This is a genomic window from Mesorhizobium sp. ISC11 (assembly GCF_037162595.1).
Lineage (GTDB): Bacteria > Pseudomonadota > Alphaproteobacteria > Rhizobiales > Rhizobiaceae > Mesorhizobium > Mesorhizobium ciceri.
In genome coordinates this window covers 5,083,005-5,107,261 of record NZ_JAVSPW010000001.1, presented here as the reverse complement: position 1 = coordinate 5,107,261, position 24,257 = coordinate 5,083,005, and the positions used below count along the sequence as shown (strand labels likewise).

The 24,257-nt window shown below is 59.5% G+C and carries 16 protein-coding genes; 8 read left to right on the top strand and 8 right to left on the bottom strand.

Features of this window, described 5'->3' with window-relative positions:
- Window positions 1–94: 94 nt before the first annotated feature.
- Genes thiC through RPF88_RS24730 form a run of 6 tightly spaced genes read left to right on the top strand, consistent with a single transcriptional unit; the run spans window position 95 to window position 5,277 of the window.
- Window positions 95–1,930 carry a phosphomethylpyrimidine synthase ThiC gene (gene thiC / locus RPF88_RS24755; protein ID WP_063169414.1) on the top strand — a complete coding sequence of 612 codons (1,836 nt, stop codon included), beginning with the start codon at window positions 95–97 and terminating at the stop codon, window positions 1,928–1,930.
- The gene (thiO, locus tag RPF88_RS24750; RefSeq protein WP_063169415.1) at window positions 1,927–2,928 is read left to right on the top strand and encodes a glycine oxidase ThiO; all 1,002 of its coding nucleotides are present in this window, start codon (window positions 1,927–1,929) and stop codon (window positions 2,926–2,928) included. The genes thiC and thiO overlap by 4 nt, the downstream gene beginning before the upstream one ends.
- Complete coding sequence (gene thiS / locus RPF88_RS24745; protein ID WP_024504260.1) at window positions 2,897–3,094, top strand: sulfur carrier protein ThiS; 198 nt, start codon at window positions 2,897–2,899, stop codon at window positions 3,092–3,094. Before thiO ends, thiS begins: the two co-directional genes overlap by 32 nt.
- A gap of 1 nt (window position 3,095) precedes the next feature.
- Entirely contained in the window at window positions 3,096–3,869 is a 774-nt protein-coding gene (locus RPF88_RS24740; protein ID WP_024504259.1) for a thiazole synthase, read from the top strand.
- Window positions 3,866–4,471 (top strand): thiamine phosphate synthase, encoded by a 606-nt coding sequence (locus RPF88_RS24735; RefSeq protein WP_063169416.1) that lies wholly within the window; start codon window positions 3,866–3,868, stop codon window positions 4,469–4,471. Before RPF88_RS24740 ends, RPF88_RS24735 begins: the two co-directional genes overlap by 4 nt.
- Window positions 4,462–5,277, top strand: a complete 816-nt coding sequence (locus tag RPF88_RS24730) for a hydroxymethylpyrimidine/phosphomethylpyrimidine kinase (RefSeq protein ID WP_063169417.1) — start codon at window positions 4,462–4,464, stop codon at window positions 5,275–5,277. Before RPF88_RS24735 ends, RPF88_RS24730 begins: the two co-directional genes overlap by 10 nt.
- A 905-nt stretch (window positions 5,278–6,182) precedes the next feature.
- Here RPF88_RS24730 and RPF88_RS24725 read toward each other — a convergent pair.
- The 7 genes from RPF88_RS24725 to RPF88_RS24695 form a co-directional block, all read right to left on the bottom strand.
- Window positions 6,183–6,749: a hypothetical protein gene (locus RPF88_RS24725; protein ID WP_063169418.1), complete on the bottom strand. Its 567-nt coding sequence runs from the start codon at window positions 6,747–6,749 to the stop codon at window positions 6,183–6,185.
- Window positions 6,750–6,773: 24 nt separating this feature from the next.
- On the bottom strand, window positions 6,774–8,747 hold the full coding sequence (locus RPF88_RS24720; protein ID WP_063169419.1) for a DUF3732 domain-containing protein: 1,974 nt from the start codon (window positions 8,745–8,747) through the stop codon (window positions 6,774–6,776).
- Window positions 8,748–9,260: a three component ABC system middle component gene (locus RPF88_RS24715; RefSeq protein WP_063169420.1), complete on the bottom strand. Its 513-nt coding sequence runs from the start codon at window positions 9,258–9,260 to the stop codon at window positions 8,748–8,750.
- Window positions 9,257–10,423 (bottom strand): ABC-three component system protein, encoded by a 1,167-nt coding sequence (locus tag RPF88_RS24710; RefSeq protein ID WP_063169421.1) that lies wholly within the window; start codon window positions 10,421–10,423, stop codon window positions 9,257–9,259. The genes RPF88_RS24715 and RPF88_RS24710 overlap by 4 nt, the downstream gene beginning before the upstream one ends.
- A 323-nt stretch (window positions 10,424–10,746) precedes the next feature.
- On the bottom strand, window positions 10,747–14,220 hold the full coding sequence (locus tag RPF88_RS24705; RefSeq protein ID WP_063169422.1) for an ATP-binding protein: 3,474 nt from the start codon (window positions 14,218–14,220) through the stop codon (window positions 10,747–10,749).
- Window positions 14,217–15,476, bottom strand: a complete 1,260-nt coding sequence (locus RPF88_RS24700; RefSeq protein WP_337123388.1) for a metallophosphoesterase family protein — start codon at window positions 15,474–15,476, stop codon at window positions 14,217–14,219. Before RPF88_RS24700 ends, RPF88_RS24705 begins: the two co-directional genes overlap by 4 nt.
- Before the next feature lie 71 nt (window positions 15,477–15,547).
- The gene (locus RPF88_RS24695; protein ID WP_063169424.1) at window positions 15,548–21,133 is read right to left on the bottom strand and encodes a DUF3320 domain-containing protein; all 5,586 of its coding nucleotides are present in this window, start codon (window positions 21,131–21,133) and stop codon (window positions 15,548–15,550) included.
- 600 nt (window positions 21,134–21,733) lie between these two features.
- Between RPF88_RS24695 and RPF88_RS24690 the strand changes: the two genes are divergently transcribed.
- Both RPF88_RS24690 and RPF88_RS24685 read left to right on the top strand, forming a co-directional pair.
- The gene (locus tag RPF88_RS24690) at window positions 21,734–22,183 is read left to right on the top strand and encodes a MucR family transcriptional regulator (RefSeq protein WP_063169425.1); all 450 of its coding nucleotides are present in this window, start codon (window positions 21,734–21,736) and stop codon (window positions 22,181–22,183) included.
- A gap of 34 nt (window positions 22,184–22,217) precedes the next feature.
- On the top strand, window positions 22,218–23,048 hold the full coding sequence (locus tag RPF88_RS24685) for a thermonuclease family protein (RefSeq protein ID WP_127224212.1): 831 nt from the start codon (window positions 22,218–22,220) through the stop codon (window positions 23,046–23,048).
- 13 nt (window positions 23,049–23,061) lie between these two features.
- Here the strand turns inward: RPF88_RS24685 and RPF88_RS24680 are convergent, their stop codons facing one another.
- Window positions 23,062–24,207: a DUF4236 domain-containing protein gene (locus RPF88_RS24680; protein ID WP_095770037.1), complete on the bottom strand. Its 1,146-nt coding sequence runs from the start codon at window positions 24,205–24,207 to the stop codon at window positions 23,062–23,064.
- Between the last annotated feature and the right edge of the window lie 50 nt (window positions 24,208–24,257).

Here is a 24,257-nt window from a genome sequence, read left to right as displayed (position 1 = left end):
GCCCGAGGTCCTGTTGCAGCAGGTCTACAGAAGCGTCTTTTCATCCTTCCGGCACAGAACTGGGTCTCCAATGCATGAGCAAAGGAGCCTCACGATGAATGCCCTCACCCCCGCCGTATCGACGGGACCACTGCCCGCCTCGCGGAAAATCCACAAGCCCGGCGTCCTCTACCCGCAGATCAGGGTGCCGATGCGCGAGATTTCCGTCCATCCGACGGCCGGCGAACCGCCCGTCACCGTCTACGATCCGTCCGGCCCCTACACCGATCCATCAGTCGAAACCAGCATCGAAAAAGGCCTTGCCCGGCTTCGCCACGAATGGGTCACGGCGCGTGGCGATGTCGAAGCCTATGACGGCCGCCACGTCCGGCCGGAAGACAATGGATTCGCCACCGGCGAGCGCCTGACACCGGAATTTCCGATACGCAATCGGCCGCTCAAGGCCAAGCAGGGCAAGGCGGTGACCCAACTTGCCTATGCGCGCGCCGGCATCATCACGCCAGAAATGGAGTTCGTAGCCATCCGCGAGAATCTCGGCCGCGAGGTGATGCGCGGCAAGCTGCAACGCGACGGCGAAGCCTTCGGCGCGGCGATCCCAGATTTCGTCACACCCGAATTCGTGCGCGACGAGGTGGCGCGCGGGCGCGCAATCATTCCCGCCAACATCAATCATCCCGAGAGCGAGCCGATGATCATCGGTCGCAATTTTCTGGTCAAGATCAACGCCAACATCGGTAACTCGGCTGTCACATCGTCGATGGCCGAAGAGGTCGAAAAAATGGTCTGGGCTATCCGCTGGGGCGCGGACACGGTGATGGACCTGTCGACCGGCCGCAACATCCACAACATCCGCGACTGGATCGTGCGCAATGCGCCGGTGCCGATCGGTACGGTGCCGCTCTATCAGGCGCTGGAAAAGGTCAACGGCATCGCCGAGGATCTGAACTGGGAGGTCTACCGCGACACGCTGATCGAGCAGGCCGAGCAAGGCGTCGACTATTTCACCATCCACGCCGGCGTGCGGCTGCACTACATCCCGCTGACCGTCGACCGGGTCACGGGCATCGTCTCGCGCGGCGGCTCGATCATGGCCAAATGGTGCCTGCACCATCACCGGGAGAGCTTCCTCTACGAGCATTTCGAGGAGATCTGCGACATCGCCAGAGCCTATGACGTCTCCTTCTCGCTCGGCGACGGCCTTCGTCCCGGTTCAATCGCCGATGCGAACGACGCGGCGCAATTCGCCGAACTGGAAACACTTGGAGAACTCACCAAGATTGCCTGGGCAAAGGACTGCCAGGTGATGATCGAAGGCCCGGGCCATGTCCCCATGCACAAGATCAAGCAGAACATGGACAAGCAGCTCGCAGTGTGCGGTGAGGCGCCGTTCTACACGTTGGGGCCGCTGACGACCGACATCGCGCCGGGCTATGACCACATCACCTCAGGGATAGGTGCCGCCATGATAGGCTGGTTCGGCACCGCAATGCTTTGCTACGTCACGCCGAAAGAGCATCTCGGCCTTCCCGACCGCAACGACGTCAAGATTGGCGTGATCACCTACAAGATAGCCGCCCATGCAGCCGATCTGGCGAAGGGCCATCCGGCAGCGAAAACCAGGGATGATGCCCTTTCGCGCGCGCGCTTCGAGTTCCGCTGGGAGGACCAGTTCAACCTGTCGCTCGACCCCGAAACCGCACGGTCCTTCCACGACCAGACCTTGCCCAAGGAGGCGCACAAGCTGGCACATTTTTGTTCGATGTGCGGGCCGAAATTCTGCTCCATGCGCATTTCCCACGACATCCGTGCCGAGGCCCAGAAGGAAGGCATGGCGGCAATGGCGGCAAAATACCGGGAGGGCGGCGATCTCTACATGCAGGCGGACGAGACTGGCGTACCGGTCGTGCCAGAGGCTCCCAAACCATCATGAGGGTGCTCGTCAAAGGGGCCGGCGTTGCCGGCCTCACCGTCGCTTTCGAACTCGCCGCCCGCGGCGCGACGGTCACCGTCGCCGAGATGCGGCATGGCCTTGGTGGCAACGCGTCGTGGTTCGCCGGCGGCATGCTGGCGCCATGGTGCGAGCGCGAAAGCGCGGAGCAGCCGGTGCTGGATCTCGGACGCGATGCTGCCGACTGGTGGGATGCGGTGCTGTCGGGTCAGGTGACACGGGCCGGGACATTGGTCGTGGCCGCGCCGCGTGATGCCGGTGAGCTTGACCGGTTCGCCAGTCGCACGTCAGGGCATCGGCGCGTCGATGAAAACGAAATTGCGCTCCTGGAACCCGACCTCGCCGGCCGCTTCCGGCGTGGATTGCTCTTCCCCGACGAGGCTCACCTCGACCCACGCCCGGCGATGGCGGCACTTCATGACAAGCTTGCGACCATGGGTGTCAAATTCCACTTCGGCTGCGACGCCCGGCCTGTTTCGGGATTCGCCCGTCAGATAGACTGCATGGGAATGGCAGCGGCCGATGACAGGCTGCGCGGTGTTCGCGGCGAAATGCTGATCCTTCGCACGCCTGATGTCTCGCTGTCGCGGCCGGTCCGTTTGCTTCATCCACGCTTTCCGCTTTATGCCGTGCCGCGCACCGATCACCGTTTCATGATCGGAGCGACGATGATTGAAAGCCAGAGCGCCGGACCGGTGACGGCGCGTTCCATGATGGAGCTGCTGGGCGCCGCCCATGCCCTCCATCCGGCCTTTGGTGAGGCCGAGATCGTTGAAACCGGTGTGGGTGTCCGTCCGGCATTTCCCGACAATTTGCCACGCGTCGAAACAGACGGTGAGATCATCGCGATCAACGGTCTTTATCGTCACGGTTTTCTCCTCGCCCCCGCCATGGCGCGCCAGGCTGCCGACCTGGTTTTCAGTCAAGACAGAACCAAGGAGCATGCTCATGAAACTGATGGTCAACGGCGAGGCGCGTGAGATTGCCGCCACCACGCTGGCCGAGTTGCTTGCCGCGCTCGACTATGAGGGCGATTGGCTCGCCACCGCCGTCAACAGCGACCTCGTGCACAAAGCCAACCGCGCGGAGTTCCAGTTGAGCGACGGCGACCGGATCGAAATCCTCTCGCCCATGCAGGGCGGCTAGCATGTTGGAGCTTTATGGAACCGAGCTTTCGTCGCGCCTGCTTCTCGGCACGGCTCAGTATCCTTCGCCGGCCATCCTTGCCGATGCAGTCAAGGCATCGGGCACGTCGGTGGTGACCGTCTCGTTGCGGCGTGAGATGGCGGGCGGTAGGGCCGGCGAACAATTCTGGTCGTTGATCCGCTCGCTGGGCGCCAGAACCCTGCCCAATACCGCCGGCTGCCTCTCCGTCAAGGAAGCCGTCACCACCGCGAAAATGGCGCGCGAGGTCTTCGGCACCAACTGGATCAAGCTCGAAGTGATCGGCAATCACGACACGCTACAGCCGGATGTGTTCGGTCTGGTTGAAGCCGCCCGCATCCTGTGCGAGGACGGCTTTGCGGTATTCCCCTATACCACCGACGATCTCGTTGTCGCCGAGCGGCTGCTGGAAGCGGGCTGCAAGGTCCTGATGCCGTGGTGCGCACCGATCGGTTCCGCCTTGGGACCGGTCAACATGACGGCGCTGCGCTCGATGCGCGGATATTTCCCTGGCGTCCCGCTGATTGTGGATGCGGGGCTCGGACGGCCGTCGCACGCGGCCACCGTCATGGAACTCGGCTTTGACGCCGTGCTCCTGAACACAGCGGTCGCCAAGGCGGCAGATCCGGTCGGCATGGCGCGTGCTTTCGGTAAGGCGGTCGACGCCGGTCGTGAGGCGTTCAGTTCGGGAATGCTCGAACCGCGCGACGTCGCCGTGCCATCGACACCGATGGTCGGCAGGGCCGTTTTTTCATGAAGCTCGATCCCTTCTACCTGATCGTCGACAGCGCCGCCTGGATCGAAAGGTTGGCGCCGCTCGGCGTCAAGCTGATTCAGCTTCGCATCAAAACCATGGATGAAACCGGGCTGCGCGCGGAGATCCGCAAGTCGAAGGCCTGGTGTGTCCAACACAAAAGCCAGCTCATCATCAATGATTATTGGCGCCTGGCAATCGAGGAAGGCTGCGATTTCGTGCATCTGGGCCAGGAGGATTTGCAAACGGCCGACCTCTCGAGGATACGGGCAGCGGGCGTCAGGCTCGGATTGAGCACGCATGATCATGTCGAGCTGGAAACGGCCATGTTTGCCGAGCCCGACTATGTCGCGCTCGGTCCGATCTATCCCACCACTTTGAAGAAAATGAAGTGGGCACCGCAAGGGCTAGAGCGGATCAGCGAGTGGAAGCGGCGGGTGGCGCCGATCCCATTGGTCGCCATCGGCGGCCTCAACCCCGACCGCCTCGACGGCGTCTTTGAGGCCGGCGCCAACAGCGCCGCAGTGGTCACGGACATCACGTTGAGCTTCGACCCCGAAGCGCGCACGCGAGAATGGATCGAAAAGACGGACCGATGGCGATGAGACGAGAACCGCATGTGCTTGTCGTTGGCGGATCAGATTCCAGCGGGGGTGCTGGAATAGCACGCGACATCGAGACGATCTCTGCCGTTGGCGTGCGCACCTGTCTCGCCGTCACAGCGCTAACGGTGCAAACGCACGACGCCGTGATCGAAATCCATCATTCGCCACCCAGCATGGTGGCCAATCAGATGTGTGCCGCGCTACAGGCCAACGACGTAGCCACAATCAAGATCGGCATGCTGGCGACTGCCAAGATCATTGTTGCCGTTGCCGCAGTGCTGCGCAAATTTCCGCAAGTGCCGGCAGTACTCGACCCTGTGCTGGCCTCCACCTCAGGCCGCGCACTTCTGGAAGCAGGCGCTATCGCTGCCATGAAGCGCGATTTGATGCCGCTTTGCTGCATTGTCACGCCCAACCTTCCTGAACTGGCGCTCCTTACTGGTTCCGAACCGGCTTCGGATGAGGACGGTGCGCTCCAACAAGGACAAAGACTGCAGGCCGTCGGCCCTCAGGCCCTGCTGATCAAGGGTGGGCACGCGTCGGGTCCCCGATCGGCCGATATTCTGTTACGCTCCGATCATGAACCCATCCACTTCGACACGCCGCGCCTTGCTATATCGATGCGCGGAACAGGTTGCATGCTGGCCAGCGCGATTGCGGCGCATCTGGCGAAGGCGAAGTCGCTCGAAGATAGCGTGCGCGAAGGCAAGCTGTTTGTGTTCGAGAAGCTTCAGAAATGCCGGCTGAATAATCACAACGTTCTGCGTCCAGCCAAGCAGACCCATTTTCCAGAATTTTTCCAGTAGCGAGACTGGAGGGCTACTGCTTCTCTATGCCATCCTTACAACGCGTTGAGTTCCACTGTGCCGTCCAGAATTATCTGTCGTTGTCCAGAATTAAGCCGGGCTTAGAACTGAAACGAACCCGCCGAAAGGTACGAGCGGCCCTCACTCGATAAGGGTTACCAAACCTATTCCTGTGGGCTACCAATCCGCGTGGTGGGTGGCCTTAGGTTACCAATCAGTGTGGCGTCCGGAATTATCTGCCTCTCTCCGGAATTAAGCCGAGATTAGAAGATCGGTGCGGTATTGCGCCCGGTCAAACCGTGTCGATTTGCGGCGTAGCCGACGTGTCTCACGCTTGGCGGCGTCGCACGCTGGTCCCGATTGTCGCCCGAATATCTGCCTACCGGCGACAGTGAATGCGCCAAGCTAGACCTTCGTCGATAGGGCGGCTCCGGTTTACCAATCCTGTCGTCCTAGGTTGACCAATCCGTTGTCGACCGTGAGCGGGTTTACCAATAAGGGCGGCTATATTCTGCGCAAACCCAATCACCTGATGCCAATCCAGAATTAATCGTCATTAAGGGCATTGGTAAACTCAGTCTGAAACCCCACCCTTAGCCAGAAAACTCTCCTGTTTTCAATCGCATAGCCCGCCCGCCAGCAACCGATAATTCGGGACCGGTAAACCCGTGAAAGGCCCAATAATTCCGGACGTCACACCAGTCTGCCCTTTTATGCGACTTTTCGAGCACAGACCGGGAACATCTGACCGTTTCCATTCATCGCCCAAGGCCGGTTTAGCGCTGGAAAAGCCAAAGTGCGGGAGTAAGAATGGCCGCAACGGGGCCGGAAGCCGTCGGTCAGCTTTCGGGGAGTGATCCCGGTAAGTTCGCAACTCATTCGCTTCTTTTCTGCAGTCCCCGCCATTACGAGTTGGCGGTGTCGGTCGCCGAGGGGATCAACGCCATTACTGCGGCTAGTTCGGCCCTCCGGACGAGGAATGGCATGCGCGTCGTCCCATAGTGCTTGGCAAGATGGAAGCGGTGCATGCCTCCTACGATGTGAACTTGGCCTTGGTACTCGCCGAGCAAAGGCGGTGTGACACCGCGGCCATGCAGCCATCGGTAGGCGATCCCACAGCTCTTGCTCTTGTAACGTTGATGCCAAGGACCCTTGTCCCTGCTGGCGGCGTAGGTAAGCCTGCCGCCAACGTCAGTGACATCAGCGTCGATAAGAATGAAATCCGTCGAAGCGTGGTCGCTGGGATCATCGCCGTCGAACGCGAGATAGAAGTTTGCAGGATCGCAGTCCCATATCGCAGTCAGTGCAACCGGAATGTTCTTTCTTCCTTTGCACCAGATGTCGACCTTGCGTTTCTCCTGAGCGCGGGCGACCTCGAAGGCTTCGTCTAGTTTTCCTTCCGCGACATCCATGGCTGTGATGACGTTCAAGCCAAGGGCCGTCAGACGGTTGATCTCGTCCACGTTCGCCATGCCTTCTCCTCTGGCAGCAGATTATTATCCACCGTTGGAAGATGCGGCGGCAATCCAAGCCTGAGGCACGAGGGCCTGTCCACGCCATTCCTCAATCAACTTGACTCCGGGAAGCTTGCCCCAGACGTCCTCATCTGCATGATCCAGCACGATGATCTGGAGGCGACCTTTCGCGGCCATGACCTCAGCGCCTAGGAGCGCAAAGACCTTCCTGACGGCGACCACGTCCTGATCCCTCCACGCGATGAGGTCGGGGCCCTCGTCGCCCGCCGCCCGCTTAGGAAAATAGACTTGGCTAGGTTGGTCGAAGATCAGCTGACCAGGGACTGGGTGATGAGGTTCGGCCAGGAAGTAGTGCTGCAGCGCAAGCATTAGTGCGACGTGATACGCGAGCCAATTGGCGCCGCTGCCAATCTCCCACAGGTAGTCCTCACGCGTTCCCCTAGTCACCTTGACGGTCAGGTCTTCAATCAACAGCCTAATCGGGGCCTCGGGCCACTCCGCGTCAAGCTGCGGAATCAGCCGATTGGCATGATGGGAGACTTGGTGCAACGCGTTGAATAGCTTGCGCTGGATGTCGGCCTCGGAGATCGTCTTTTGCAGCGTTGCAATATCGGCCTGCAGCGAGGTGAGTTCCTGCCGCAAATCCGACGACTGGTCGGCGCGGTCGTAGACGTGCAACGCCTGCTCCAATCGACCGAGGAAGCGCTCAAGCCTATCGAAGCGATTGGCCTCGTCTCGGGCGACGTCAGAGTCCCGTTCCAGCACCGCTATCTCGCTACGGACATCGTTCAACTCAGATAGGACCGCTTCAGCGGCGCCGCGCTGGCGCAGGATTTCCTTGTCAAGCGTGTTAGACATCGCAGGGTGGGTCCGCAGTCGGATCTCCAGACCGCCGAGGTTGTCGCAAAGGGCCAAGACCTTCTCGCGGCCGCCGTCCCCGAGTGCGACCAACGGATCGGCGAACTCGTCGGCCAAGTCCCTCAGCCACGTGGAAAGGTCCAAGCGGTCACGTTGGATGCGCATGGCGTCGCCGTACGCCTCGCTGCTCTCCACCAGACGGCGCAGTTCGTTCAGGCGCTGACGATGCTCGGTAAGTCGCGCGGCGATTTCAGTTTCCGACGCACGAAGGGTTTCCAGACGCGTCAGCACCACATCGATGCCGGCCAGGCTTGGTCGAGCAAGACTTGAGTTGCTGTTCGACACGCGCCGAAGCAGGTCAACAACGTCACTCCAGTCCTTCGGCACTTCAGTGGAGGAATCGACTAGGCCAAGTTCGACTGCCTGACGCAGCCACGCCTCCGCCTCCGCCCGCCAAGCGCCAGTTGCCGACACGATCGCGCGTAGCTCAGCCTCCTTCCGGCGGAGGTTGCGCTGGAGCCGATCGATCTCAAACCGCGCCTGGAGAATCTTTGCCGTGACCGCGCCCAGAACGTACGGGAAGATGGTCTTTAGCTTCTCCCGGTGTTCCGTCGTATCGGCCTTGAAAAACATCACGTCGGGATTGGCGATCACGTTCTGAGGTTGGAACGTGAAGGCCATGAGGTCGCGGAAGCTTGGCCTTTGCTTGAATCCATTCTCTGTACCTGGTTCGAAGTCGAGGTCAGTCAGTCCTGCCAGGCGGTTCATCGCGCGCTTGACCGTGTCGACATTGGTGGTCTTGTCGGTGATCGTCTCCGGAATTTCGACCTGTGCGCCCTCCAGCAGCACCATGTCGCCTGTGCTCTGTTGGTCCCCCGGTTCGCGTCGCGCCAAGAGCTTTTCGCCCTCCAGCGTCTCGATCAGAATGCCGAACCAGCTGCAGTTCTCGCGGATTACGCCCACCGGAATCGCGCATTTCTCCGAGCCCAGACAGTAATCAACAATAGGGATAACGGCGGACTTCCCGGTCTTCGACGCGCCGCTGATGACGTTGACGACACCGGGCTCGAACTTGACGACCCGCGGCGCTGCACCATTGCGGGGCCAAAGGATCAGTTTTCGAAGCTGGAAATACATCTAGAACTCCACCCGTAACAGGTTGGCCACCTGCGCGGTCCCCAGGTTCGAAAACCAGAAACCCAATTTCTCCGAGGCAGGTCCGAGGTGCTTGACGCGCTCTGGAAGGACGAGCCTCCTCGGTTTCGGTTCTGGTACGTTTGCTCTTAAAGTAGCATCCTTGTAATCCACGGACAGCAGCCGCCCGCTCACACCGACAGCGGCCGATTGCAATGTCAGAGTACGCAGCAGCAGCGCTCGCTCGTGGACGGCGAGGAGTTGTTCCCGTTCCTTCCCGAGCTTGGCCGCGAAGAGCGCCAGTCCAGAGGGTCGGTTTGTCGAAGTCACGATTTCGAGCGTTGCGCGATGCAGGACGATTGGCAGCACGAGAAACGCCAAGGCGAACGGCGCTGGACGTTCGTCCTCAGCCTGGAAACCTTGGCCAAATTGCCACAATGCGAAAGCCCCAAGTCCTGGATTCTGGACAAGGGCGAGGTCGCTGAGCGGTAGGTGCGATCGGCCAGCCTCAATCAAGTCGCTGGCTCCAAAAGAGTCTGGTAGTCGGGATGCCAGCCGAGGCGCAGGCCGTGGGCAAGGGCGTTGAATGATCCGTGGACGAAATGACCGGGGACGACTCGACCATCGAGTGGAGGCTGCAACTGCGCGCAGCGCCTGTAAACTATTCTACCACGAACCGTTGCGGGGTGTCCGGCCTGTATGTCGTGCACCTCTGCACTGACGTGCTCATAGCGACCGACAAGATCATCGTCCCAGTCACTTAGGTTCTTCTCAAAGATTAGCCCGCTTTCGCCCCAGATCGAGATGTCGGCGAGCGTCCTAAGGTAATCGCTAACAGCCCGGACGCACGCTTCGTCTCCCACCTCGATCAGCTCGAGTTGGCGGACGAAGGCGGGACGGTCGGCGATCAATTGTTCGATGGCCTCGACAGGCGGTTGCTTGGTGAAAGACGACAGCAGCCCTGGAAGGTTGTTCTTCTGAACAAATGCTCTTTGCTCGGCCTGAAACGCGTCCACGTCCAAGATGGCGGGCTTGCCAGCTCTAATCAGCCTGTCCGCCGCCTCCTTCGCAGCGCCGATCGCGCGTTCGCACACTAGGTCGATGATGAGCGGAGAGACCGTCGGCTTGAAGATCGCGCGTATCGGATCGACGGGATCTGCATCGACGCTGATAACGGCGAGATTCTTGACCAAGGCGGCGCAATGAGCCGCATCAGCGTTCAGGAAAGCTTGGACGTCGGCGTCGCATGCCGGTGCAGCTTTCAGCTTGCTGTGGGCTTTGGCGAGGTTAGCGACCAGCGCCTCCACGTCGGCATCTGTTTTCGCGTCGTTCAGCGCGATCGCGAAGGCACCCGCCTTCACCGGTGTGACATATAGCCGGAAATGGCTGGTCGCCGGGTCGATCTCTCCCGCCGCCATGAAGCTGAGCCAGTTGGCCAGAGACTTCCACAGGTCCGCAGCCCAGTCGGATATCGGATTTTGCTTCAGTGCGCTCTTGCTTTGCTCAAGAACGACTTCGCCGCCGACCAGGTGAACCGCCACATCGTCTAAATGTTCAAGAGAGACCAAGGCGCCGCTAGGCGCGTTGAGCAGGTGAAAGCAAAGGCGTACAGGTTGAAGCGCATAGCCGAGGTATTGGCCAGCGGCGCTGTGTTTTCCCGTTTGCGTCTTCGCGTTCATTGCCCATCCCGTTCTCCCGAGTCGCACCGGAAGAAGCCAGTAACGATATTGGTATAGTTCGCCGTTGTTTACAATTGGCGCCCCGGCGATAGGACGGCTAGGCGCGATACAATTGCTGTTTAGGGCCAGCTCTCGAAGTCCAGATTCGGCAGGACAATGAATTTGCAGGACGTCCATTATGGGCACATCGGGGCCGTCTATGGCTCGGGCGATATGTCCGCTTTTGGACGAACGCGAAGTTTGCCGGAACGTCTGACTTTGGGCGCATACTTGCCGTCAAATTCGGCGTCCTTCACTGGTTCGTTCACGTATTCCGGAGAAAATTACTGTGCGAGTTGATGGATCCTCGTTCCCGGTACGACAGCCTCAGCTATTTCACATAGATGCTTATGGTGCGTCAGGTAGATGACCTGACCTGTGTTTGCCATCGCTCCGAACAGCCTGAAAACCTCCTCCGAGCGAATATGGTCGAACGTCTCCATGATGTCGTCGGCGACGAATGGGACCGAGGGCCGAAATTGCGCGAACTCGTAATAACCGGCGAGTCTTAGGGCAAGGTACAGCTGAAATCGTGCACCCTTTGAAAGCGCTTCGGTGACCTTGGATTGCCCGTCACCCTGCACAGCAATGAGAACCTCACCACCTCTTACAGGCTGGGTTGTCAGCCCCGAATACTGGCCACGCGTCATTAGCTTGAACGCGTCTGATGCGCGCGCCATCATGCCGGAGCGATGGCTCTCACGGTAGATCCGCAAAGCATTGCCAGCCGACATGATGCCAAGCTTCAGCTCTATGTAGCGAACGGCCTTCTCCTCGATTTCCAGCAGGGTTGTGCGCCGTTCAGCATCCAGGCGTGCAACCGCACTATCACCGCCGATGGCGTCCAGCTTGTCGGCCGCGCGCGTCTGCCGGATCAGCTGTTGCTGGATGGTTTCATCGAACAGGCGAAGCCGCTGCTCACCCTCAGCCTTCTCGACCGCGAGGCCGTCGAAATCGATCGCGTCCAGGATCGAGCGGGCCTGCTCGAATCCGTCGACCGCGAGCTCCGCCACTATCCGTTCCTCAAGTTCGGCGACGGTGGTGCGCAAGCCATCGCGCTCACGCAACAGCTCATCGCGTTCGACTACCTCGGGCAGAGTGGCGACACCAAAGACGCCCAGCACCTCGTTCTTGCGGCGTTCGTGTGCCAAAATCTCAGTGTCGAGGATGTCGCGCGCCTCCTTGAGGCGCTTCAGGTCGTTGCCGAGGCTTGCCTTCGTTTCACGTGTCCGCTCGGCACGCTCTAGGCGCTCGGCAAGGCGGATGGCCAACTGCTCCGGGTCGGTATCCTTCGTCGGCTCGTCGGCTTCAACCGCAACGGCGATGACCTCGACCAGAAAATTGGCCCTGTCGGCCTCCATCTTGTCGATACGCAGCTGCAGGTCGTCCCGTTCCTGCAGGCTTCTTGAAAGTTCGGCCAATTGATCGAGCACAGTGCCGACGCCGGATGCGGAGAGCCCGCTTTCGAGCCAAGTTCCCTTGAGTGCTTCGGTAATGCCGGCCAGCCATTCCTCCTCGCGACGCTCCGCCACACCTACTGCAACCCGTCGTGCCGCTAGATCCTCTTCTTTGGAGCTCACCATTCTGAGCGCCTCGGCATACTCGGCGTCCACCTTGCGCTGCCGATCCAGAAACGGCTCCGCGATGGCCATGATTGCTTCGAGGGTGTCGTTGGACTCTGATACAATGCCGACGCTTCCCAGCACTGCTCTCATTTCCAAGCGTATCTGCTCGCCGGCGTCAGCGGCTCGCTCGGCCTTCAAGCGAGCAAGTTCGATCTGCTCCCAGGCAGCGAGCGCATCGCTGCGCGCCTCGATCTGATCCTCGATCCTTTCGATCAGGCGCTCAGACGAAGGTTCCACGGCGTCTCCGAGCAGGTCCCTGGCGGCCGCGCGGATTTCCAACAATTGGGTATCCACATCCTTGCCGAGCTGTGTGCGTTGGATGCCGTTGCGTGACAGGTTGGCCGCGGCCTCGGCCAGCTCGCGCGTAGTTGCCCGGATCTCAGCCAGATCCGCCGCGCCGGCCAGCCGGCCTGCGCTGGCAATGTCATCGCGCGCCAATGCCACGGCGAAGTCGTCAGCGGTGTCACCGGTCAGCGCTGCGCGGTGCGTTGCCCACGCATCATCGCGAACTCGGCGGATGGCGGTAGCCGCTTCATCGTCGACAATGTCGCCCGAGGCACGAAGGGCATCCAATCGTGCGGCGAGCATGGCATGGTTGCCCTCGTATTCAGCAAGGCGTTCGGCAAGTACGGCGGTGTTCCTTGCCAGTTCTGACGCTACCGTCTTCCAGGCGGCAATCTGCCCGGCGCTCGGAACCGCGACGTTGGCGAGAGCGAGGGCATCTCCGTTCCATGGACGCAAGCGCGCGAGCGCCGCCTTCCATCGGATTGTTCCCGCATCTTCCGCCTCGCGAGCCGTCCTAATCTCTGCCTGGTGTCCGCTTGCTCGCGCTTTCGACAAAGCCGAGCCCAGCCTTGCCCTGGCAGGTTCGGGCACCGCCCTTTCCTCGCCGACCCGCTGCCTTGCCACCTGCAGCGCATCGAGTGCCGCCGCGGCTTCGTCGCGAGCGGCACGCATCCCGGTAGCAATCCCGGACCTCTGCTCGACCATGGCGCGAACGACGCCAACGGTGACGGCAGGCAGAAGCAGCGCGCCAGGATCCGCCTCGGAAGATCGGCCCAAGGCGGCAAGGCAGCTCGCCACGCTGTTGTTGAGGATTTGCAGCTCCATCCTGCGAGTGGGCAAGTCAAAGCCAGCCGCGGTATGGCGCACCTTGCTCTCCGCCAGCCCGCGAATGCGTTCGGAAATCGACAGGATCGGTTCGTCCTCGTCGACCGCAGTGACTTTTTCCGCCAGGCGCTCGGTCTCGTCGATGTTTGCGGACAGCCGCGTTCTGAGGCTGGCATCGTCATCGATCAGTTCGGTGACACTTCCCGTCGATGTCCGGGCTGGGGAGGCGATGTCCGGCAGCTGATCCAGCCGGGCAATCTTGCGCCGGATATCCGCCAGCATCGGCGCAGCACGCACGTAACGAGCAAAGGTATCCAGCCTGGCCACCAGCACCGCCCGATCGCTGATGGTTCGGCCGTACTGCTGCGCTGCATCGAGACGTTCGGCCTCCAGGCCCTCGTAGGTTGATGCAAGGGTGTCGATCGCATCCCTGCGCGACTTTACGTCAACAAGGCGCTTCTTCAACAGCGCCAGTTCGGTTCCATGCGCCTGCTTCCGATACAGAGCGTCTGCTTCGGCCTCGAGGGCGTTCAACGTATCACTTGCGTTCCCAAGACCGGCGCTGGCCGTGAACAGAAGCTTGCCGAGGTCGCCCCGCGACTCCAGGATAGATTTTCCGCCGGCTTCCAACGTCTCGTCATCGAGTGAGAACATCGTCGTGTAGGCGTCGCGCGACAGACCGGCGAGATGCGCCGTGATCGCCACCTCGCTTACCGGTTGGCCCGTCGCATTCAATAGCGAATTACTGCGCTGTTTCGTACGCGTGAACGTGTGTTCGGAGCCGGCCAGTTCCAGCACCCCGCCGATGCGCATGGCACTGTACTCGTGCAGGAAGTTGTAGCGGCTCCGTTCCTCGATGCCGAACAGCAAGTCTAGATAGGCCGAAAGCGCAGTCGATTTGCCGGCCTCATTCAGGCCAAACACGATATGCAGATCAGGTCCGGATTCCGGTTTGGGTCCGAAGTCGATCGAACGATCGGTGAACTTTCCATAACGAATGAGGTCAAGGCGCCGCAACCTCATGACGATCCACCGGCCTTAAGGCGGGCAGTCACCAAGTCCGCGCCCTTGGAAAGCACCTGATCGAGGAACTGTTCCAGCCCGGCTTCGTCCGTCCCAGCAAAATCCCGCCCGTCGGCCGGAAGGTCGGCGACCATCTTTTGGACGAACGCCCTCGCCTCAGCGCGGAAGGCCTCCGAGGTGGCATCGGCACGCATTGATTGCTCGAGTTCGAAAATCGGATCAGCAATATCCTCGGCGGTCTCCGTCCGAGGCGGCGCGAGGTCAAGCTCGAGCTTCTCCACCCACGTATGGCCTAGCTGTTCCGCAGCCTGTTCGGCTTCGGCAAGAAGGAGGTCCCTGTCGCGGATCAGCGCCCACATCAGTGGTGACGTTCCTGTCAGGCCAATGCGAGCCACAGCATGACGCGATCGGACGGTTGCCCGCATCTCTTCGAGTGCGAAGCGAACACGCGCGACGGCCTCGGGCCACTCCACCGCTCCGGTAAGGTCGACGCTCACCCGTTCGAACTGCGCAACGCTGGTCAGCCGTTCCTCGATCTCCACCGAACGGTCGTGGCGCACCGTCACCAGGGTGACTGATTTCTCACCGGCCTCGTTGATATCCCTCCCCTGCGGTATTCCCGGCATCACCACGGCACTGGCGCCAGGATGGACTTGGCGAGCATGGATGTGGCCGAGGGCCCAATAGTCGAAACCGTGGGCGTGCAAGTCAGCGATGCTGCAGGGCGCGTAAACGTCGTGACCTGGCGATCCAGCCAGACTGGTATGCATGATGCCTATGTTGACGGCCCCTTCACGAGCCGCCGGATATTTGGTTAACAGGCTGTCCGGCGCCTTAGGGTTCGCAAAGCTCAAACCATGGAATACGACGTCCAGACCGCCGGCTGTCTGCAATACCGACTGAGCACGACCACCAAAGATGGTAACGGTGTCGGGAAATACCAGCTGTTTGGAAATCCGCGACAGGGCGTCATGATTACCGCGGATCTTGAAAACCATGATGCCGGCCTGGTGCAGGCGTGTCATCTGCGCGCCCAAGAACCGCGCTGTCTTCATTGAAGTCTGGTCGCCATCGTATAGGTCGCCAGCAATGACCAACGCGGCCTCACGTTCCTCAAGGCAGAGATCCACTATCGAAACGAATGCCTGGCGGCTGGCGTCGCCCACCAGCCCGGCAAGATCGGGATTTCGCATCGCCAGCGAACGAAGCGGCGAGTCGAGATGAATATCGGCCGTGTGTACGAATCGAAATGCCATTCGGCCTCCGCCAGCAAAAGAGGTGTTCCGAGCTTCGACAGAAATTGCAACGAGGGCGCTGCAGCGCCCCGTTACACTTCAGCTAATTTCTCGCTCGCGGATTCGCCGGCCACCAACAAGCCGTCTTGGGACCGTAACACTCCTTTGGCAACCAAATCGGCGACCCCAGCTGAAATCAGCTGCCTTAATTGTGCGCTTGTGGCTTTGAAGCCCAGCATCCTGGCAACGCCTGTGGCGATTTCTTCCTCTGTCGCACCGAGGTTGGATTTCACGACTTCCATAGCGCCTTGGGCGACCTCGTCCTGCGCAATCATTTCGGGCTTGCGCAATCCAGCGGACACGACCCCACTGCGATCCCTGAGACGAACAGGAACACCTGGCTTGAAGCAGAAGTTGCCTCGACGGGCTACTGAACCACCTCTCTGTGCTATGCTTACCCCCCGCTCGATTGCATCCTGAATCCTGCCACCGGCCCGCTGCAGACCCCAGGCGTCCCGAATACGCGAAACTATTTCGTCGACATGGATTGGCGTTTCTGTAGCCACGACCTGCTCGACCAGTCCGGCCATGATTCCGCTGGGCGTCTCGTGGAGTTCGAACGATCCCGGTCGCTTTAGTTCGGCCTCTTCGTAGGCTCGATTGGGTGTCTCGGATCCGTTTGTGCTTTCGAGACCGATTTCCGTCACGTTGCCTCGGTCGACCGTAACAACCTGCACGGCTACAGCTCGATTTCTCTGGACCCCCAATTCGGCCCGCTCATCGAGTTCTTTTCTGGCGGCCTCAATCGCTAGTATGGTTCGCTCCAGCTGCTCACGAGGCCGTTGGAACCAGTCAGCGCTCCAGATGCGATGGATGATCCAACCATGGTCTTCCAGAACCGACTGCCGAAGCCGGTCTCGATCTCTGGCCGAGCGAGATGAGTGATATTCTGCGCCATCGCATTCGATGCCAAGAATATAGCGGCCTGGCCTCTCTGGATCCGCAACTGCGAGGTCGATGAAGAAGCCGGCAATGCCCACTTGAGCATGAACCTGATAACCCATTTCGATCAGCGCGTTGGCTACCTGTTCTACAAAGATTGAATCCATTTCGCGAACCGTGACTTGGGCAAGCGAAATTCGCCCTGTTCTCGCGTAGTGCAAGAAGAGCTTGAAGGCGAAGATGCCTTTCCCTTTGCCACGCTCCAGGTCGATGTCCTCGTCTGTGATGGACGCGAATACTTCGCAGCTGCGCTTGGCGCGGCTTATGAGGACGTTGAGCCGACGCTCGCCGCCTTCCGCGCCAAGAGGGCCGAAACGCATGGCCATGTATCCCTGGGCATTCTTGGCATACCCCACCGAGATCATGATCACGTCGCGCTCATCGCCTTGAACATTTTCGAGGTTCTTGACGAAGAATGGCTCGCTTGGATGAGCGTGAAAGAATTCCTCGGTGTCGGGATTTAGTCGCCGCAGCGCTTCGAGTTCATCCTGGATCGCGCGGCGTTGGCTAACCGAAAATGTTGCAACGCCTAGAGTCTCTTGCGGGTTCACCTTCGCATGACGGATGATCGCCTCCGCTACTGCTCTCGCCTCTACCGGATTGGTTCCTGTGCCGCCGGAATCGAAGACCCCCTCCGGCACATGATGAAACCGCAACCCCATACCTGCCTCTTGGGTATAAGGGCTTGGCACGATGAAAAGCCGGTTCTCGTAGAACTGGCTGTTCGATACTGCGATTAGAGATTGGTGACGGCTACGGTAGTGCCAGCGCAGCATACGCTGCGGCAAGCCGCGGGCCGTGAACAGGCCGAGGATGCTTTCAATGTCGGCGACCTGCGCGCCCTCACCCTCGTCATCTTCAGACTGCGAGCCTGTCATCTTCGCGAAGAATGTCGTGGGTGGCAGTTGGCGTTCGTCGCCAACGACGACCACCTGACTGGCCCTGGCGACCGAGCCAAGTGCGTCCACGGGCTGGATCTGAGACGCCTCGTCCATCACGAGCAGATCGAAGGACATCCGGCCGGGCGACAGGAATTGCGCCACCGAAAGCGGGCTCATCATGAACACTGGCTTCAGCGCCTGGATGGCAGGGCCTGCCTTCTGCATCAATTGCCGGATGGGCATGTGGCCTCGTCTGCGCGCCATCTCAGAACGAAGCAGTCCGACAGGTCCAGCTCCGCCGTCTCTTGAAGGAATTTTCCGGTGATGAGCCGTTACAACTTCGATGGCGCCGGCCTTGATGCGCTGGCGGTCCAGATCTGCGAAGTCACGTACAGCCCTGGAATGCAGTTCCCCGTCGAACCTTGCCAGCTCCGGCTCATCGGTCGCCATCGCCAGAAACATTCGTTCGTAGTAGGCCATATCAAAAACTGATCGAGCCGATCCTGTTGTAATCTGGCCGTTGGCTAGGCCGTCTATCAACTGTCCCAGTCCAGCCTTTCGGGCCGTTTCGGATCGCTCTTCATAGGCAACCCATTTCGAGAGCTGCTCCTGATGATCGAGCCAACCCTGCAGCCGAGAAACGACCTCGCCTATCGCGACGTCCGGAAAATCGACTACTCCAAACAAGGAGGGAGCATCGGCTTTCAAATCCCCTGTAAGCGCCTTCAATTCCCGCGCTGCCGCTTGGGCCGCTTCACGTGCTGAACGTGCCGAGTTTGCGATCTCGATTCTTTCAGGCAACCGCGCAGCCAGATGTCGGATCGAGCCATTTTCTTTCAGCCAAAGCTCGGCTTGCGTGAGAGCGGCCCAATCGGATCCTCGACCGTGCCACGACGAGCCGAATACGAACTTGCCAAGGCTCTCTCCCGCATCGATCCCTTGAGCAAGTGCTTGTAGTCTGCCTAGTCGGCGCAGTAGCTCCACCCGCTCAGTGATTAGATCCGGAACGTCAGTCAGAACCTGTCGTGACGCATCATCGGCTTGAGCTACAGTGCTCGCCTTCGCTTCCATCAGTTGCAGCGAGGCCCGCTCGGCGGAAGCCACGTCGCCTAGCATGGATGACGCGAGGTGCCCGAGATCGTTCCAGAAACCTTCGATAATTGGCCGACCGATTTCGATAACCTTGCGAACGCGCGCTGCACGCGCACCGGCCTCGGAGCGTTCCGCCATCCGGCCGGCGATAATCCGAGGTTCGGGGCCTAGCCCTCGTAGAGTCCGCATCCACTCCACTAGCGCGAGCAGTGGCGCGGAAGCCGATCGCTCCCCACGCCAATCTGCCCCGAAGGCGGAACGGCCAAAAGCGTCGCCTTCGCGGACTCTTGCTGCGGCAGCCTGACCCTTCATCAAAAGGTCGAGGAGACCAACTATCTGCGTCGCAGGCGCGCTAGGGTCGACCACAATAGTCCGCGCAAGTGCTGTGGCGCGACGGTAGTCGCCGTTCAATGCTTTCAATATTCCCGTGTGTGTGGCGAGCGCCTGCCGCGCCGCGGCCACCTCGGTGCTCCACGCCGCGTCAACAACCTTGCCCTGAAGGTCGGCTCTGGCAGCCTCAAGCGTCGCTACGCTGTCGGCAAGGTCGCCTGCCTGCTCAAGTCCGGAGTCCCAAACGGTGGCTGCGAAGGCCTCCGGACTTGCGTCAGGTGCTGCCGCTACTCGCTCGCCGGTCACGGCCAGCCTGAGCAAGCCTGCCAACGTGTCTGGCAATATCGCCGATCCGAGTTCCTGATTCAGGCGCTCAGCTTCTTCCCTCAAGCGTGGGAGCAGAATGGTGAGCTGTCGCGCACGATGGAAACCATCTTTCGGAAATTCCGAGGGAAGCTTTGCAAGCTCTGTCTCGAGACCTTCAATTGGCGTGTCGATAGCCGTTGCCGCCAACTGCTCCGAAAGTTCCTCGGACTTGCGGGCGAAATCCGTTCCTGACCAGAGAAGCGATGAAATGTCTTTCGGACGCTCATCCCATACCGGCGAGACGAGCGCCTCGGCAGGAAGTCCAGGCGCGGACGCGAGAAGCTCAGCGCGATCTTCTATCTCGCCGCTGTCGCTGAGAATTTTCGGAGGCTCGGCCTTGATCCGCTCAGCGATACCGACCAGTTTGGCGTGCAGTGCCTTGGCTTGGTCCAGCAACGCCGCGATGCGTGGGACGAGCCTCTCAATGGTCGTTGGAAGAACGACATCCAGGCCAACTCCCCGCCACGGGTGGTGGATCGGCAAGCCGATCTCGTTGATCCGCTGAGAGACCTCATCGAGCAATTTGCGACGTTGCGAAACGCCGTCAGTTGTCCAGCTTGTGGCATCCGTAAGTTCGATGTCCACTGGTTTCTGACCGACCTGCCTTAGTCGGGTTAGCTGGCCGAGAACCTGATAAGGAGTGAGTTCGGACGCTCCGAACGCAACGTGCATTCGTGCAGCATGTGCGTTGAGTTTATCGCGAGCCTCCAGCAAGCGATCAGTTAGGGAAGAAGGAAGCTGGCCCCTGGGCGATCCGAGTTGCCAGGTTCGCCGCAGCTCCTCTAGCATCATGCGCTTGTTCGCCTTGTTACTATGCAGCTCAAGGCAGGCGTCCCCCACCCCAGCAGTGTCAAGCCGTCGCTTGACGACCTCCAGCGCTGCCATCTTTTCGGCCACGAACAGCACGGTCTTTCCGTCGGCAACGGCCGACCCAATAATGTTTGCGATCGTCTGCGATTTTCCTGTCCCAGGCGGACCTTGGATAACGAGGTCGCGACCTTTTCTGACGTCATGGATCGCCAGTGTCTGAGAACTGTCACTGTCGACGATATGCAACATTTCGGCGGGCGCAATGTGCGGATCAATCGCTATGTCGTCCGACATAAGCGGCTCGCGTGTTTCGAAACCATCTGAAAGAAGCGAGCGGATCTTCGGTTGTTCGATAATCTTTGCGCCATCGGGCCAGAGATCCGGATCCAGATCACGGTACATCAAGAACTTCGCAAACGAGAAGAAGCCGAGCACCATATCGTCGCGAAGCACCTCCCAACCCTCTTTGGTCGAAATTGCTTCGGCAACGGCATCGAGATAGGCCGAGACGTCGAAGTCATCTCCCACCTCAAAACGCGGCAGAGCGAGCTTGTGAATGCGGTCGAGATAGAGTTCCAAGGAGAGGTTTGCGGTAAGATCTTCCGGCCGGGCTCGTAGGCGGAATTTTTCTCCAGCGGCCCCTCGCTCAAGCCGAACCGGCACCAAAATGAGGGGGGCCTGACGGATGTTCTCTTTGTTGTTCGGGTCAATCCACTTCAGCATTCCAAGGGCCAGAAAGAGGATATTGACGCCCTGCTCTTCCTCGAGTGTGCGGGCATCATGGTAGAGATCAAGGAGCCGCCGCTGCAGCCCAGTTGGGGTCATACGCGTCTGCAGCTTGGTGTCCGAGTGCCGCGCGGATATCCCTCTGTTATCGACTCCATCGTCCTCTGGTTGGGCGAGAGCGACGGGGGAATAGTCGATCTCTTCGTCTGGAGGGCTGCTTTCATCCTGGCCCGCTTTCGGCCTATCGGGCTTGCCGGCCAGGAAGGTAAAAGCCTTTCCTTCGGTCACCAGCAATCGATAAATTTCGGACGACTTCTCATCGACGATATCGATCGTCTTCGCGCTCTTGGAAAACCGCGGCACATTCAAAAGTCGATTGCGGGCGGAAAGATCGAGCAACTCCATCCTGGCGCGCTCGAGTTTCTCCTTTAGAGGGAGATCGCTTTGGAAGACTGACTGTTTTACGTCCAAGACTTACATCCCCTTTGAAAGGAGAACCAGCTAGAGCCCGCGTAGAGCGTTCGCGCAAGAAAAAACAGCCGTGTTCAATTAGAAACGACTGCGATCACTTCTGGACACCGTCCAATATTGCGACGTGTGATATGGGTCAGAGCCTGCATTCTTGGCCCCCTTTGCCTAGTCGCTATCCGACGAGGATTCTCGCTCCCTGCCCCCGTATTTAGCCGCCTCCACAATGTCTTTTTCTGACACAGAGAGTCCGTTGCGGACCCGAATGGCTCCCGCACTTGGAACGCGGTCCAATTCAGATCCAGTCTTTGCCTTATCCTTCTGGGGCTTAACCTCCGGCGGCGGGTCTTTCGAAAATGTCATGCGTAGGTCCTACTCGTCCAAATCTAAATGCATCCGCCTGTGAGCCTCAAGCCGCTTTCCTGGTCATACAAAGAAAACGCCGCGCCCAATCAATCCACCGTCTCTCGTGGTTCCGCATTCTGATTGGCGCTTTAACATTCATCACTATTAGCGCCTGGCATTTAGTATCCTCCCTCTACTGGTTTTTTTAGCCGATAAGTAATAGATCGGGATTTCACTGCAGAAGTCCGGAGCCATGAAGTGACTGACGAAATCCAAAATACGGCCACCGCGCTGATGGAGCTTACCGCCGATATCGTTGCGGCTTATGTGAGCAAGAATTCAGTGCCGGTCTCCTCATTGCCGGACCTTATTGCCAGCATCAATTCGTCATTAGCGCGTATCGGCCAGCCGTCCGAACCGGAAAAACCCGACCAAGTTCCCGCGGTCAACCCCAAGCGCTCAGTCACTCCAGACTACATCGTCTGCCTCGAAGACGGCAAAAAGTTCAAGTCCCTCAAGAGACACTTGAACACGCATTTTGGACTGACGCCCGACGCCTATCGCCAAAAATGGGGCCTCTCCAACGATTACCCCATGGTCGCGCCTAACTATTCAGCCAATCGCTCCAGATTGGCAAAATCGATTGGCCTCGGTCGCACAGCAGCCGCGCCCAAGAAAGCAGCAGCCAAGAAGTCAAAGACGCGCTAGCAAAACATTTGGCAGCTTCGCAAAGGATCGAAAATTGAATCGCGATCGCTATTCCCATCGCCGCAGCTCGCGGCCAAGACGCGGCCGGGTTTCAATTATGCGCAAGCGTTTCTTTTCACATAAATCATTAGCCGCGATCCTGGTGATCACGCTAGCAGTGGGCGCTTATGTCACCTCCTACTTTACAGGGTGGGGCAACCAGATCGCGGGACCCAATACAGCAAGCGCACTCGGGTCAAAACCGAAGCCTATCGTCGGCGTAGCGTCCATCGTTGACGGGGACACGATCGAGATCCACGGACAGCGTATTCGTTTCAATGGCATCGACGCACCTGAAAGCAGCCAAAACTGCAGCGACGCAAGCGGGCAAGAATACCCATGCGGCCGCAAATCCGCAGAAGCACTGGACATCTTCCTCAGTCAATCCCGACCCATCCAGTGCAACTTTGTTTCGTGGGATCGTTACAACCGCTTCGTTGGTGATTGTCAGCGGGCGGACGGTGCTAGCATTGCGTCTTGGATGGTCGAACAGGGTTATGCCCTGGATTGGCCTCGATACAGCCATGGTAGTTACGCGTCACAACAGGCAGATGCCCAAAGGGCCAAGATTGGCATCTGGGTTGGCACTTTCACAGCCCCTTGGGATTGGCGAGCAACACATGCAGCCAACAATAAACCCGGTAATGACACATCCTACGGCCTTACAGGCCGTCGCCAAATAGCTCAGAGCTATTCGTGTCAACCGCGTCGCTATTGTAAGCAAATCTCCTCATGCGATGAGGCGCGCTGGTATCTCAATAACTGTAGCTGGGGACCCAAATTGGACCGGGACGGCGACGGAATTCCGTGCGAAGGCATTTGCTGACCAAGCCAATTCCTTAGCGCGCTTTCAGCAAGCCGGACTGGCCACCAGCGTTTCGGTGCATTTGCGCGAGTGCCAATAGAGCCTGGCAAAAGGGCTGGCTGACGTTTGTCTTGGAAAATTCCACCAGCTCGTTGAGCCCGGATGGGCTAGAAAACCGCAAGGCTTCGTAGCGACAGACAGGGATCTGCCGATTATCTCTGAAGCGTTTGTCGGGTCCGCCATTCTTATTGGGATGAGCCCAGGTATAGCTCACGATCTCAGCATCAGATGGAACTTTGCCGGTCTCAATAAAATTGCTGGGGGCAAATTGCGTCCTGAGGTCTCCATACCCAACGGCACCGTACTGGTTTCCGTCCTTCACCAAAATCATGTCTGGCATGAAATAAAGGATTTGCCGGCCGACGTGTATCGACGGTGGTGTGACATTGCTGCGAACAACCGTCGGCAAGGAAGCTTGGAGCGTCGTCGACTTTTTATCGACCAACATCGTGGCTCCCGCATTGCGCTTCCAAGTCGTCAGATCCTCTATCTTGCCACCAGCCGCGACATGCCAACTCGCCGCGCAGCGTGTGAGCGTGTCAAAGGCGGCGACAAGTCGCCCGTAGGCCGCCTCCGCGTCCTGCTCCAAATCATAGTAGAGCACGCTCACCCGGCGGTAGCTGTCCAACCAGTTGCCAATAAGCATGCCCGGCAAAAAGGCAGCAATACCGATCAGCGCCACCCCACCTCCCAGCATTGCGCCTGCGATCAATCCGGCGATCCCAAACAGCACGGCCAGGATGAGCGACATTCGCGTCTGCGATTGCCTCGCATTGATTTCATCAAGCACATTGGCAAATGTCTCATCACGCATCTCGATCACATCGGCGGACTCGATTTCTCTCATCACGACGCCACCGCTGACATATTCCACGGGTGAGGATGTTGGATGGGGCTTTGGCCCAGATGGGAATTCAGACAGTTGCAGCGTCTGCTTGGCGCTGCGCTTTCCCAAAGTGCCTCGGTAGTAGAGACCGCCGACGCCTGCATGAATATAATGCCCTCGTGGGCCAGTCCCGATACGAAGACCTTGCACGCCAACGGACGCGCCAACCCCGCCAGACGAGAAGTTAAAGCGGAAAGGTCCCGCACTAATCGATTTTCGAACGTAAAACCCCATCCCCGCAATCCCCCCCAAGCCCTGTGAGCGAAACCCAAGGGCAGTTCGCC

What these genes read in the sequence shown, in the direction of transcription:
- RPF88_RS24710 (WP_063169421.1), bottom strand. Translation starts at nt 10,423, where the DNA reads ATGAACGCGAAGACGCAAACGGGAAAACACAGCGCCGCTGGCCAATAC.
- RPF88_RS24735 (WP_063169416.1), top strand. Translation starts at nt 3,866, where the DNA reads ATGAAGCTCGATCCCTTCTACCTGATCGTCGACAGCGCCGCCTGGATC.
- thiS (WP_024504260.1), top strand. Translation starts at nt 2,897, where the DNA reads ATGAAACTGATGGTCAACGGCGAGGCGCGTGAGATTGCCGCCACCACG.
- thiO (WP_063169415.1), top strand. Translation starts at nt 1,927, where the DNA reads ATGAGGGTGCTCGTCAAAGGGGCCGGCGTTGCCGGCCTCACCGTCGCT.
- RPF88_RS24730 (WP_063169417.1), top strand. Translation starts at nt 4,462, where the DNA reads ATGGCGATGAGACGAGAACCGCATGTGCTTGTCGTTGGCGGATCAGAT.
- RPF88_RS24725 (WP_063169418.1), bottom strand. Translation starts at nt 6,749, where the DNA reads ATGGCGAACGTGGACGAGATCAACCGTCTGACGGCCCTTGGCTTGAAC.
- RPF88_RS24680 (WP_095770037.1), bottom strand. Translation starts at nt 24,207, where the DNA reads ATGGGGTTTTACGTTCGAAAATCGATTAGTGCGGGACCTTTCCGCTTT.
- thiC (WP_063169414.1), top strand. Translation starts at nt 95, where the DNA reads ATGAATGCCCTCACCCCCGCCGTATCGACGGGACCACTGCCCGCCTCG.
- RPF88_RS24740 (WP_024504259.1), top strand. Translation starts at nt 3,096, where the DNA reads ATGTTGGAGCTTTATGGAACCGAGCTTTCGTCGCGCCTGCTTCTCGGC.
- RPF88_RS24700 (WP_337123388.1), bottom strand. Translation starts at nt 15,476, where the DNA reads ATGGCATTTCGATTCGTACACACGGCCGATATTCATCTCGACTCGCCG.
- RPF88_RS24720 (WP_063169419.1), bottom strand. Translation starts at nt 8,747, where the DNA reads ATGTATTTCCAGCTTCGAAAACTGATCCTTTGGCCCCGCAATGGTGCA.
- RPF88_RS24705 (WP_063169422.1), bottom strand. Translation starts at nt 14,220, where the DNA reads ATGAGGTTGCGGCGCCTTGACCTCATTCGTTATGGAAAGTTCACCGAT.